Origin of the sequence: Butyrivibrio sp. NATIVEDY162 (genome assembly GCF_045999815.1) — a bacterium.
Classification (GTDB): domain Bacteria; phylum Bacillota; class Clostridia; order Lachnospirales; family Lachnospiraceae; genus Butyrivibrio.
The window spans coordinates 148,522-162,402 of sequence record NZ_CP172574.1 but is presented as its reverse complement, the minus strand read 5'-3'; the positions used below and the strand labels follow the sequence as shown (position 1 = coordinate 162,402).

Below are 13,881 nucleotides of genomic sequence, written 5' to 3'. Positions count from 1 at the left end.
AAGATATATTTATCGTAACCCCCCAAGGGTTATTAACAATAGTTGCCGGTGTTCCTTGCGGCATCAACCTTTGACAGAACCAACCATTACACCTGTTACAAAGTATTTCTGGCAGAAAGGATATACAGCCAGGATGGGCAGTGTGGAAACCACGATTGCACCGTATTTTACAAGTGTTTTGTACATCTGAGCATTATCCATAAGATCTCCTGCATTTGCCGTAACCGAAGAGGTTGAGTTTGTGGCGGATATCAGGATTTCTCTCATAAACATCTGAAGCGGATATAAATCTCTTCCTGTGGGAAGATAAAGCAGTGCCGAAAACCATTCATTCCATTTTCCTACTGCAATAAACAGAATAATTACTGCAAAGGTTGCCTTGCAAAGAGGCAGGATGATATTAAACATGATCGTAAGCTCACCTGCTCCGTCTATTCTCGCTGATTCTTCCAGGGAATCAGGAATGGCCTGTATGGCTGTTCTCATGATGATGATATAGAAAACACCCATAGCCTGAGGAATAAGAAGAGCTGCTCTGGTATTAAGAAGTCCAAGCTTATTTACTACCATGTATGTCGGTATCATTCCTCCGTTGAAAAGCATGGTAAATGCAAGAAACATCATGAGTGCATTGCGATAGCGGAATCTTTTTCTTGATGTGATATATCCTGCTATAACACTTAGAATACTTGTTATAATGCACTGAGCGACAACATAGATCAGTGTGTTTTTATAGCCAATCCAGATATTTTTATATCTCATGATAATCTTGTAAGCGTTAAGCGATGGCTTTCCAAGCGGATGAAGTATAAAGCTTGATGCCTTGTCAACAAGTGCCGGCTCAGACACAGATGCCATAATAACATGCACTATGGGAACCACGCAGATAAAAGCTATGATTCCAAGTAATATATAATTCAAAGTGTCGAAGATATAGTCCCCGATTGTTTTCTTTACTACCATTGTTAACCTCCCTGATCAGAACAGACTTGATTCTGTATACTTTCTGGATATAGTGTTTGTTATAAGAAGGAACGCTGTACCTATGATTGAGTTGAATAAACCTACTGCCGTTGAGAATCCGTAATCATACTGCTGAAGACCACATCTGTAAATGTAAGTACTTATAACATCTGCTGTCTCATATGTAGCAGGTGTATACAACAGAAGTATCTTGTCTGCTCCTACCTGTAAAAGTGATCCCATTCTCAAAATGAGCATTATCATGATAGTAGGCATGATGGAAGGAATCGTTATATGTATGCATCTTGCCCATCGGCTTGCACCATCAATAACAGCTGCTTCATAAAGCTCCTGATCCACACCTGAAAGTGCCGCAATATAGATGATTGATCCATATCCCATTCCCTGCCAGATATTGGAAATAATATGTATAGCCCAGTAGTTTTTGGGATCAGCCAAAAGGTTTGTAACCTCTGTATGTGTAACAGCAGCTACCAGATTTGCTACAAGTCCTCCGCTCTGAGTAAAATCTACGATTAGACCACAGACAACAACCATTGATATAAAGTAAGGCATATATGACACTGTCTGTATTGTTTTCTTATAAAAAGCTGTTTTTACTTCATTAAGAAGCAGCGCGAAAATGATCGGCGCCGGAAATCCAAACAATACATCAAGAACACCTATAACAGTCGTATTTCTCAACAGTCTTCCAAAATATGGTCCGGTAAAAAATCTTACAAAATTATCAAGCCCCACCCATGGACTTCCGGTTATACCAAGTGCAGGTGTATATTTCTGAAATGCCATTACAATGCCTGCCATCGGTATATAGTGGAAAATTATGTACCATGTGACTATAGGAATACACATGAGATATATTACTTTATTCCTCTGGATATCGATCTTCAGATTATGAAGAAATCCACGAAAGCCTGCATGTTCGACATATCCAGACGTTGGTATCTCAACCCTTTCTTTTTTCTTAGTTCCGATTTTCTGATCCATTGCTAACTCCATCTCGTAACTCCCTTTCCTTTTGTCCTCCCTCAGACGTTCCCTACAACGTCCACTCATTTATAGGGGAAATATTTGTTACCTTCTAGTGTAGTTGTTTTTATATTTCTCGACTATATTGCTTAGCTATGATTTGTAATCTACAAGGCGGAAGAAGGAGTCGATGGGCGTCCATCGACGACTGATGACAACGCAGTAGATTCAAATTATAGCAAGCATATGGTCGAGTTAATATAAAACAGCTACACTAGGTGTAGTATATCGTTGTACCATACCTGAAAAAAAGAACCGATTTATGATTTTTATGAGTCAATTTTTTACCTATGTAAAAAATCGTACATAGTAAAAAATGTGTATCAGCGCCCTTATTCACAATATAAAAGACTCTCAAAGCATTTTTATTTTGAGAGTCTTAGGTACTTAAATTCTTAAACTGATAAGTTACTTTGATTTGTAGAACTCACCCGGAGTTATTCCATGCCGTTCCCTGAAACATCTGATAAGCGGTCTCGGAGTGCTAAACCCTACTCTGTCAGCGGCTTCTTTTACCGTAACCCCTTGCTCTAAAAGGATTTCAGCGTTATTAAGTCGCACATTATTTATATATTCCAGCATTCCCACGTTATAAATCTGCTTAAATGTCCTGGAAAGATACGAATTATTGACTTCAAGCTCATCTGCGATGCTGTTTACATTCATATCCTTGTTGGCATAATCCATATCTACTATTTCCCTGGCTTTTTCCACCAGATTTACACTTTTACCGCTGCGATCCGGTTCCGGCTTCATTTCTTTTTCTACACGCCTGGTCTCAATAGCTGCAGAAACAAGTCCGTTTAACATATTGCTTGCTTCGTCCGGTCTATGAAGCCTGTACATATTCTGAACCTGTTCCATCTGGTCCCAGGAAGTAAGTGTTTCCTTGGCATCATCATCAAGAGACAGCTCTCTGTAGTAGGCTACATTTTGCAATGTTCCTACATATATTCTGTATTCTCTGACAATCATGGATTCCTTATGTGCATCCGGGATGCCCTTTTTCCCATGGTGAGGATCAGATACATTGGCTACAAGCGCAATATTGAATTTTTCTCGTATGAAAGTACATACCGTATTCAGCTGCCTTGAGAGCTCCGCAGGTGTAATATCATTTTCTCCCGTGAGCTGTACAATATTGTAAAACCAATGAGCAAGGCCACCCGTCGCCAGTAGATGTTCAGTTCCAATCAGCTCCTCCGATACATTATGTATGATAAACCAGACCTGATCTCTCTCTATCTGTTCAAAAACTTCACCTGTCGGATTGTCTATGTCATAAGAAACAACAACATATCTGACGTCCCTATCCTCTTCGTCGTTAAAAGGATCCCTTCCGTAATTAAGAAGGTTTACAAGCCTGTTTTCGTTGTCTGACTTGAATTTCTCAATTACTTCCTTTGACCCTTTTATCTCACCGACAGTTTTTACTATGCTTTCCTCTATACGTTTAAACTCGTTCTCTGTCTTTTCGTCCACAGCCGGATGAAGTACACTGCGCTCATCCATAAATTTCAGCAGATGCTCAATGGGCGCATATTGTCTTCTCATGAAATAGGTCACCCCCACAGCAGCCACAAGCATTACGGTTATAAAATAGATTATCACCCCTATAATGAAGGGCTTCATCGTATTTTCAATCGTCCCGGGCTGAAGGATTGCTATCAGCCTCATTCCATACGAATTGGTTTTTGTTGTATAAACCGGTCTCCCTGATATCTTTTTGTGCCCTTCTACCAGTAGGCATTCTGAAAGGAATTCATCACTAAATTGTTCATTACCCAGCTGAATAAAAGAACCGTCCTCTGAAACAAGTAAAAATTCTGAAGAGTCCGATACTTCTGACATCAGATAGCTTTTTGAAAGTTTGATAAGGAGAACCGCCTCCTGCTTTTCAAACGGGTCAGAAAAAGACTTCGACATGGAATAATAGAGCTGTCTGTCATTTTCAGGACCGGCAATCTTAAATTTGCTATATGTATCTCCCGTAAATAGAATCTGATTATAGTCAGCATGCATATCAAGATTTGACACATAGGGCATATCATCTGATACCTTTATATATTCAGTATCTGTCAGAACAGCCATGGGCTCCTGCGATGGAAAAAACAGAAACACCTCTCCAAAGGATGAATGAACAGCCAGATACTCATTTATCATGCGGTTGATCTCAGAGATACGCATGCGGTCCTCAACAGACTCGTCTCCCCTTGCTATAGTCGCCTTAACCTGATTGCTCCCAAGAAGCGTTTGCGATCCATTGACTACCTCCTTGTATACCCCGTTAAGCTTTGCATCATTTTCGCCTAATGTCTGCGCCCAAAGTGCCTCTTCTTTATGATACATCTGATTAACCATGAAAAATGCAGAAAAAATCATAACAAGACCTGTAACCAATACTATAATCAGCCCTGTTATAATCCATTTAAGTAAAATCGGACGATATTCAAAATATTTTCTTAGTCTGTCAATCATCTGTAGCGGGATCCTTCTGAAAAATATTCCGTCATACTGTCATCTTTAACAAGCTCCATCGTGAGAATTCACTCCTCTCATGTAACAAGATTAAGCAAAATATAGTACAACGTTGCAAATCATATAAAAGAATTATATTTCCATGCCATAATTTTGTAAAACTAAATATTGTTGTACTTAATTTTTTCGTTTATATGTACAAATATTCGTCTGAAATTTTAGTATCATTTTCGCTACAAATTTCTTAAAATGTATTTTATTAGAAGATATAATATATATGATATTATTTAGTACAACGTTTGTTTAAAAATATCGCTTCACGTGTTCTTCTATAAATAATAATAAACAAAGGATTATATCAAGCCATGGTTACCATTAAAGACATCGCAAAATACACTGAATTATCACCCAGTACTGTATCCATTGTTCTTAGGGGACTGTCTGAAAAAAGAAATATCTCTGATGCAACTAAGAAAAAGGTTCTTGAAGCAGCAAAAACCCTCGGATACACACCAAATATGCAATCCAAACTTCTAAGGAGTAATCTCCCTAATCTTCCGGTGATAACACTTTTCTGGGATTCCTCCGCAAGGCAGTACATCCTGACCAGATTCCTCAAAGGTCTGCAGGATTCAATAATCAACAATGGTTATAATTACGATCTTCTGGTCAAACCTTTTTCTATTGACCATCTTGAGGAATCAATGACTGCCCGGACACTGATGGGAAGTAACGGCATAATTATCTGTAATGCTTCTGAAAAAGACATGGAGTATCTCGAGAATTCAGATTTGTCCGTGCCAATCGTTCTCTACAACAGAGATTCTGCCAAATATCCTACGGTAACCATGGATGATGAAGAAATAGGAAGCCTGGCGGCACAGGTCTTTGTAAGACATGGCAAAAAGCACCCGGTTATCCTGTCATCCAAAGCTAATTTTCCCGGTATGACAGTCCGCGAAAAAGCTTTTGCCAGTACTTTCGGACTCAAACCAACTACCGGTATAAAGACGTTTTTTACAGAGGATACGCCAACCGGCGGATATAACGGGGCACTTAATATAATCAGCAAAAAGCCCCTCCCTGACTGTGTCTTGTGTAGTTCTGACAATATAGCCTATGGAGCTCTTAAAGCATTTCACGATAAAGGAATAAGCCTTCCCGGGCAGATAGAACTTATAAGTATCGGTAATGGTAATCGTGAGCATGAAGAATACTCTGTTCCATCCTTGTCTGTAGTCAGTCTGCCCATGGAAGCCATGGCCGATGCCTGCCTTGCCAGAATAACAAGAGCTATTACTGATATGAATCTGACTCCTGATACCAGAGTCTTTCATGCAGAATATATTGCCAGAGAGAGCTGCCCTTTTTAAGGCAGCCTCTTTTTTGGCAGGATTATACATGAATCCGATTCGCCGCCAAAATAAATAGTCTGCACAGCCTTTTTGGTCTTTTCCTGCGCCGACCATACTCCGGGGTAATTTGAATGCACGCTGTACTGCGGAAAATCCGACGAACTTATATCAAGGCGTATCCTGCTTCCCTGTTTGAAAAGCCAGTCAATATCCCAGGTTTTAAGCTCAATAAGTACCTTTTTACCTGCTTCATAGCTGATTCTGTGCGGTACCCCATTCCTGTAAGCCAGGGTTGTTATGGTACCTCTCACATTATAGGCTTCGCCGTCCTCAAATATCTCACTGATTTTTATAGAAAAAGCGGTATCCTCAGCATCTGATGAAACCCATAATTTTGCACATATTTTTCCGCAAATATGCATCTCTTCACTTATTGGCGCAGAGACAAATGTGACTACATCTGATCTGCCATCATATTCAGGTTGCAGATGTGAGCCATTTTCCATCATCGTATGAAAGGTTGATTCAGCCCCCCTGGTATAAAAAGGATTCTCGGGATCATAGATAAATTCTGCCCTTTCTTCCGACACAGGGCATTTTGCCAAAAGAGCCATCCCTTCCTCGCGGCCTAAATATAAACGAGTATTGTCCGCATTTTCAGAAGGAAATTCACTTAAAATATCCCATCTGTCAGCTCCCACTCTGTATAATCTGACCGAACCCTCAGGTGTCTGTCCTTTTCTTAGTATCTTGTCAAACCATAAAAGGGGTGATTCTAAGGATTCATCTCTCAGATTTTCCGTAGATTGATGATCTATACATGGCATATATGCATGATTCCACGGACCAATCTCAAAAATACTATGCGATCTGATCTTTGCGGGAAGCGCCTCCCAGGTCCTGATCGCACTTCCAAGATGGTGGTCATACCAGCCTTCCTTTACATAAAGAGGTATCTTTACTTTCTCCGGAATACCTTTAAGTTGTCCCCAGAAACCTTCATCCCAATAAGCGTCATCCTCATCCGTATGAGTGATCCAGTCCCTGTACCACGGAAGCCTTATTCCCCATAACTTTTCATCAACTTCTATCTGAGGGTGGTATTTTGCACTTTCAAGGTAATCTGCCCTGACTTCCACACCGGCATTAGCCATAGCCCAGTCTGTCAGAATATCCTGCCTGAAAAGTCCGTCCTTATACGCAGATGTGTGCCTAAAGCAGCCATAAACTCCAAGGTACATGGTTTTTACCTTGGAAGGAACTGCATCTGCCATGCACCAGCCTGTCAGCGCCAGGTAGGAATCTCCCCAGTATCCGATATTTTTAATCCTTGTATCCTCCTGAAGCGCTCTCATAAATGAAAGTCCGTCTGCTCTTTCATTTACATTCGGAACCCACTCTCCTTCTGATTCTCCGATTCCGCGGCACCACTGTATCACAAAGGCAAAGCCTTTTTTGTTAAAAGCTTTTGCCTTGTATTCCAGGCTCTCTTCCTGCTGAGGATAACAGCATCTGACTGCCACTGTTGGATATGGCCCCTCAAGATCCTTTGGAAAATAGTACCAGGTGCTTAAACCTGTACCATCCCCGCACCTGATCTTGCGCACTTCTCTGTCTCCCTCTCCCGCTATGTCAGGGAGCGGAAGCTCAGAAATAAGTGCCTTCATATGCTCCATATAATCCGCATACATTTTTTCAATATCTGATTTCTCTTTACTCATGTCAGATTACTCCACTTGCTGCAAATGCTTCAATATCGCTGTCTGTATATTCCAATATTTCCTTTAATACATATTTATTATCCTGTCCCAAAGTAGGTGCCGTCCTTGTAATCCGGGGCATCATGTCCATAAGCTTTATCGGATTTCCGTTTACCTTCATAGGCCCTATAACAGGGTGCTGTGTCTCGATAAACATCTCTCTGTCATCGGCTATGTGTCTATCCTGAGTTATCTGTTTTACATCATAAATAGGTCCTGCAGGTATTCCCGCTCCCAGTATGATCGATACTATTTCATCGACGTTTCTCGCCTTAGTCCACTTTTCAATTTCTGCCTTTTGGATAAGATTGTTCTTTACTCTCAAAGGTACAGTCAAAAATCTTTCATCAGTAATCATATCATCGCGATCTATAAGATGACAGAATTTCTCATAGAGCTTCTGATTCCCGCAGGCTATGATGACATATCCGTCTTTTGCCTGATATGTATCATAAGGCGCTATTGAAGCATATGCATTTCCGTTTCTTTTCGGAATTTCTTTGCTGTCAAAATATCTGATATATGCATTTTCAAGGCTGGCTACAACCGAGTCTACAAGAGATACGTCAACTCTCTGACCAAGCCCTGTTTTCTCCCTTGCATGAAGTGCAAGAAGAACTCCCATGATCATGTTCATTCCGCCAAGAATATCTCCCATGGCGTTTCCCGATCTTGTAGGGGCTCCTCCGGGAGCTCCTGTTACTGACATTAGTCCGCCCATTCCCTGGGATATAATGTCATAACCCGGCCGCTGACTGTACTCACCGTAGCTTCCAAAGCCTGAGCAGGCAGCATAGATCAGCCCGGGATTTATTTTTTTCAGCTCATCATATCCAAGTCCCAGTTTATCCATGACTCCCGGCCTGTAGTTTTCCAGCAGAACATCTGCCTTTTCAACTAATTTCCTGAAAATATCTTTGCCTTTTTCCGACTTAAGATTCAGAGTGATTCCACGCTTATTACGATTTAAGTTTGCAAAATACATACTCTCACCATTTCTGTATGGGCCATATCCTCTGGCATCGTCGCCCTTTCCGGGAACCTCTATTTTTATAATATCTGCTCCAAAATCTCCAAGGATGCTTCCGCCATAAGGTCCGGCAACAACTCTGGTAAGATCCAGAACTCTTATCCCCTCAAGTGCCTGAGGTTGTTCTTTTGCGCTTTTATTCATTGCAAACCTCCTCATAAGGATCTTCATATGCCATCAGCTTCATGCCCCTTTTCTTAAGATCATCAAGCTCTTCCTCGGACACTTCAATCTTCATCCTCATAACCGCAGACCCCATTGATTTACCCAGCGAATCGAGTCTCAGACTCATGGTTGCGCCGCCGCCAAGGGCATGATGCATGACAAAATTCATTCCGCAGAGGCTCTCAACCTCGTACCTTTTAATATCTCCCTTTACCATATCCCCAAAATATTCTTTAAGCTTTTCTGCCGTTGCTTCTCTTAATATTATGTTGTAAAACTCGGGTTTTCTTGCAAAGACACATACATTGCTGGTATCGCCTTTGTCACCGCTTCTTCCATGTGCTATATCATATAAATAAATTCTTGGCATTTTGTCCTCCTTATTCATATCACACTGTCAATATATGGCTTTTTACTTCCAGTGCATCTCTTGGAATCACAGTAGGATACAGAGCCATAACCTCCTGAACATGGGCTCTGCCCCCGAAAAATGAAGCACCCTGAGGGCCATTTAGCTGAAGTGGACTAATCTCGGGAATTATCTTTGCGCACTCATTTTTATCTTCTGAAAATACAGCAATTCTCATTACACATTCATTTAACCTTGCAATTGTCTCAGGGCTCTTATCTGCAACTCCAAGGTGTAATGAATCAAGTCCGATGAAACTGATATGCACATCATCTGCCTTCATACCACGCTCCTTCATCTTTTTCATAATGATATCTGCACAGTATCTTGCCTTCTCGTAAGCATCCGGCCATGCAAAGGATAGCATGGATACTGTCTTCCATCCCTTGTGATATCCGACACAAAGCTTTATGGTGTCAGGTCTTTCCTTGCCTTTTATACCTGATACCAGAACTCTGTTCTCTCCGTTTTGCGTTATTGTGGCATGACTTAAATCCACATTTACATCAGGAGTGTAGTAGTTGGCAGGATCCAGGACTTCATACAGGAATTGCTCTTTTACACTCTGCTCACTTATAAGGCCTCCACAATCAGGCGCCTTGGTTATCTCAAATGTGTCCTCTGTCAGCTCTGCTATCGGGAATCCCAAGTGCTCCATATCCGGTACAGATCTCCAGTCATACATGAAATTACCGCCTGCACCCTGGCCTCCACACTCAAGCAAGTGCCCTGCCATGATACCCCTGGCAAGATTGTCCCAATCATCATCAGCCCATCCAAACTCATGAGCAAACGGTGCAAGGAAAAGTGCTGAATCTGCAGCCCTTCCCGTGATTACTGTGTCTGCTCCGTCAGCAATAGCCTGCTGTATCTGTTCGTGTCCTATATAAGCATTGCAGTTATAAATCCTGTCTCTTATGTCATCAAAGGTAACTCCGTTTGGATCATCGCTTCCTGCCGTATCCATGGAAGGAAATTCCCAGCCGTCTGCAATTAGCTGTGGTATTTTATCCTTAATGTCATCACCTGTAACATAACCGATCCTGTAACCCTTAAGATTCTCAGATTCAGCCCAGTTTTTGATGGAATCAACACACCCCTGAACGTTCATGCCACCTGCATTTGTAATTATTCTAATTTTCTTTTCAAAAGCTTCCTTTCCTGCTTCCTTCAGGAGTCTGGTCACAAAGTCGGGTGCAAATCCTTTAGAAGGATCCTTTATCTTTTGTCTTGCCATTATTGACAATGTTAGCTCTGCCAGATAATCGCATGCCAGATAATCTATGTTTGCCTTTCTTATCATATGTATAGCTGCATCAGGGGAATCTCCCCAGAATCCCTGCCCTCCGCCGATTGCTATTTTCTTCATATTGGCCTCCTGTTCTTATTAAACCGTTTAGGTACATCGTTGTACTAGATAAATGGATTTTACACTTAAAAAAGTAAAATGTAAATAGTATATCGTTGTACTTATGAATTTATTTGGTTTATTTTTAGAGTATTTGGGAATTATTTAAGAGTATTTAGAATTATTGGAAATAGTTGGAGATTTATTTAGGTTTAATGTATTTCATATATTTATTATATTATTTATTTACGCAACAGAGCTATCGTAATCGTCCTTTTATTTAAATTTAACCATTATTTTATTATCGCAATATTGACAGTGTTGCCAGCCAATTTCATCATATAATTTAAGGGGAAGGAGACACCATGGGAAAGAAAAACAATCTCAAATCCGGTCCCGGATTTAGCAAATCTTTATCACAGTTAAATGTATGGGCTCTATCCTTTGGCTGTGCAGTTGGATGGGGCGCATTTATGATGCCCGGTACCACTTTTTTGCCATTGGCAGGTCCTATCGGTACTGTGCTTGGAGTGCTGTTCGGTGGATTGATAATGCTCGTCATCGGGTTTAATTATAGCTTTATGATAAACCATTATCCTGATGCGGGAGGTTCTTTCACCTTTGCTAGAGAAAATATCGGGTACGATCATGGATTTCTCTGCTCGTGGTTTTTAGCTCTCGTATACATTTCTATTGCCTGGGCCAATGCAACTGCTCTTCCTCTGATATTCAGGCATCTCTTTGGCAATATATTCCAGATAGGTTTCCATTATCAGATAGCAGGCTATGATGTCTACTTTGGAGAGGCCATGCTATCTGTATTCGCTATCGTATGCACAGGTGTATTTATCTATCTTGGCAGTAAAGTTCCCGCCATAATCCAGACTGTTTCAGCAATGGTCCTGCTCCTTGGAGTAATCGTCATCTTCACAGCTGCAATACTTCATATTGTCATAACAGGAGTATCCATCAAGCCATCATTTGCTGAGGATAATCATCCTCTACTGGGTATTACAAGTATTATTGCGTTGGCTCCATGGGCATTTGTAGGCTTTGAATCTATTTCACACGCCACAGAAGAATTCCGTTTTTCACCTGGAAAAGTTTTTAAGATCATAGTATTTGCAATTTTTTCAGCAACTTTTTGTTATGCTGCCCTTGCTATCATAGCCACATCGTCAATTCCGGAAGGTTATTCAGACTGGTCTTCATATATTTTTGATTTAGATTGTTTAGAGGGATATGAGTCCGTTCCAACTTTTTATGCGACATTTCGTCTGCTTGGAACTCCCGGTATCATCATGCTATGCCTGGCAATACTGGGCGCCGTTATATCCGGAATACTTGGAAACAGCTATGCTCTGTCAAGGCTTATGCTATCAATGAGCAGACTGAAAATGTTGCCTGCCTGGTTTGGGCATTCAGATAAAAAACATCTTCCTCCCAATATTGTTCCGTTTATTGTAATCTTATCCCTTCCAATTCCTTTCCTTGGTAGAAGCGTAATAGGCTGGATAGTTGATGTCAGCACCATTGGGGCTTCCATTGCCTATATGTACACATCACTTGTGGCATATAAAGTCGCCAAAAATGAAAATAATCGCCTGATCAAAGTTACAGGCGCTTTGGGAATATTTTTTTCAGCTTTCTTTTTCTTATATTTTTTACTTCCGATTTTTACATCAGTTGCAAGATTTTCAACAGAATCTTACCTGATCCTGGTCATATGGAGCGTCCTTGGGTTCCTGTTTTTCCGTTATGTTTATCACAATGATAAGGACTGGAAATTCGGTAATTCTACTGTTGTATGGACCATGCTGCTGTTCCTTATTTTTTTCACTACTACTCTGTGGACAAGGCAGCTGACACATCAGACCACTAACAATGTAATCGCAAATCTGATTGATTACCATACAGAGGAATTCCATAATAAAGGCTTGGAATTCGAATCTCACGATGAAGCTGAACTGGATACATTCCTTAATGAACAGATGACAGAAGTAAACTTATCTCTTATGATTAACAGTACAGTTGAAATCATACTGATAATAATAGCTTTGACCATCCTCTTAAATCTTCATTCCGCTATTATACAGAGACAAAAAAACGCTGCAGAGGAACTTGTCAAATCAAAAAACAGCTTTCTTGCAAATATGTCCCACGAGATCAGAACGCCCATAAATACTATCCTGGGGCTTAATGAAATGATTCTAAGGGAATCTAAAGAAGAAAACTGTAAAAAGTATGCCAACAGCATTCAGGTTGCAGGAAACATGCTGGTTTCTCTTGTGGATGAAGTCCTCGATTATTCCCAGATTGACTCCGGCAAGCTGGAAATAACTAATTCGGAATATCAATTAGCGGATATACTCAATGATGTCACTATCAACATCAGCAGTAGAGCAAAAGCAAAAGGTCTCATTTATGTGGAAAATATAGACACCGGGATTCCAAACCACCTCTATGGTGACAAGGTGCGTCTTCGTCAGATACTCCTTAATCTCCTCTCTAATGCTGTGAAATATACGGAAAGAGGAAAAGTTTCGCTGACTATCAACTATTCAAAGCAGGATGAGGCCAATATACTTTTGACTTGTTCTGTCTGCGATACCGGAGTTGGCATCCAGGAACAGGATAAAAAGAAACTTTTTGATACATTCGAGCGATTGGATGGCGGAAGAAGCATAACTGCTCAGGGGACAGGTCTTGGTCTTAATATCGTAAAAGAGCTGTTGGAGTTGATGGGCGGAAGTCTTGAGCTTGAAAGCGTTGTCGGACTGGGATCCAACTTTACATTCAAATTAAGTCAAAAGGTTCTTGACTGGACACCTATCAGTGATGTACCACAAACTCCCGGTGACGAGAGCAAAGGTAAGAGCGGTTACACTCCCAAATTCCTGGCTCCCAATGCCAAAATACTGCTGGTAGACGACACAGAAATGAATCTGCTGGTATTTAAAAACCTGTTAAAGGAAACAAAGCTGAATATCGATACCGCTATGGATGGCAAGGAAGGCCTCTCCCTCACTGCACATACAGAATATGACCTGCTAGTTATCGATCACAGAATGCCCATAATGGACGGCGTACAAATGCTGACTGCCCTTAGGCATTCTCCTGATAATCCCAACCACAATAAGCCATGCATCTGCCTTACAGCAAATGCTGGCGAAGGTGCAAGGGAAAAATATCTAAAACTTGGCTTTGACGATTATATGGCAAAACCGGTATCAGGCATTGCTCTTGAAAAAATGATAATGACACATATGCCAAAAGAGAAAATTGAAAAGAAGTAATATAAGCGAATTGCAGCGGAGACTTGG

General features: G+C 40.9%; 9 protein-coding genes. 2 read left to right on the top strand and 7 right to left on the bottom strand.

Going from position 1 to position 13,881, the window contains the following annotated elements; translation table 11 throughout:
• Positions 1-63 precede the first annotated feature (63 nt).
• From ACHCNF_RS16800 to ACHCNF_RS16790, 3 genes are all read right to left on the bottom strand, one after another.
• Positions 64-963, bottom strand: coding sequence for a carbohydrate ABC transporter permease (locus ACHCNF_RS16800; RefSeq protein WP_408072610.1), 900 nt, complete (start codon positions 961-963; stop codon positions 64-66).
• Between the two features lie 15 nt (positions 964-978).
• Positions 979-1,983 (bottom strand): ABC transporter permease, encoded by a 1,005-nt coding sequence (locus ACHCNF_RS16795; protein WP_408072609.1) that lies wholly within the window; start codon positions 1,981-1,983, stop codon positions 979-981.
• A 438-nt stretch (positions 1,984-2,421) separates the two neighbouring features.
• Positions 2,422-4,491, bottom strand: a complete 2,070-nt coding sequence (locus tag ACHCNF_RS16790; protein ID WP_408072608.1) for a helix-turn-helix transcriptional regulator — start codon at positions 4,489-4,491, stop codon at positions 2,422-2,424.
• Between the two features lie 365 nt (positions 4,492-4,856).
• Between ACHCNF_RS16790 and ACHCNF_RS16785 the strand changes: the two genes are divergently transcribed.
• Complete coding sequence (locus ACHCNF_RS16785; protein ID WP_408072607.1) at positions 4,857-5,864, top strand: LacI family DNA-binding transcriptional regulator; 1,008 nt, start codon at positions 4,857-4,859, stop codon at positions 5,862-5,864.
• Here the strand turns inward: ACHCNF_RS16785 and ACHCNF_RS16780 are convergent.
• The 4 genes from ACHCNF_RS16780 to ACHCNF_RS16765 are packed head-to-tail and all read right to left on the bottom strand — an operon-like array spanning position 5,861 to position 10,579.
• Positions 5,861-7,567, bottom strand: a complete 1,707-nt coding sequence (locus ACHCNF_RS16780; RefSeq protein ID WP_408072606.1) for a CocE/NonD family hydrolase — start codon at positions 7,565-7,567, stop codon at positions 5,861-5,863. The two genes, ACHCNF_RS16785 and ACHCNF_RS16780, sit on opposite strands and share 4 nt — an antisense overlap.
• Position 7,568: 1 nt before the next feature.
• Positions 7,569-8,780, bottom strand: coding sequence for a CaiB/BaiF CoA transferase family protein (locus tag ACHCNF_RS16775; protein ID WP_408072605.1), 1,212 nt, complete (start codon positions 8,778-8,780; stop codon positions 7,569-7,571).
• Positions 8,773-9,171: an AtuA-related protein gene (locus ACHCNF_RS16770; protein ID WP_408072604.1), complete on the bottom strand. Its 399-nt coding sequence runs from the start codon at positions 9,169-9,171 to the stop codon at positions 8,773-8,775. The genes ACHCNF_RS16775 and ACHCNF_RS16770 overlap by 8 nt, the downstream gene beginning before the upstream one ends.
• 19 nt (positions 9,172-9,190) lie before the next feature.
• Positions 9,191-10,579, bottom strand: coding sequence for an acyclic terpene utilization AtuA family protein (locus ACHCNF_RS16765; protein ID WP_408072603.1), 1,389 nt, complete (start codon positions 10,577-10,579; stop codon positions 9,191-9,193).
• 344 nt (positions 10,580-10,923) lie between these two features.
• Between ACHCNF_RS16765 and ACHCNF_RS16760 the strand changes: the two genes are divergently transcribed.
• Entirely contained in the window at positions 10,924-13,854 is a 2,931-nt protein-coding gene (locus ACHCNF_RS16760) for an amino acid permease (RefSeq protein WP_408072602.1), read from the top strand.
• Positions 13,855-13,881 lie beyond the last annotated feature (27 nt).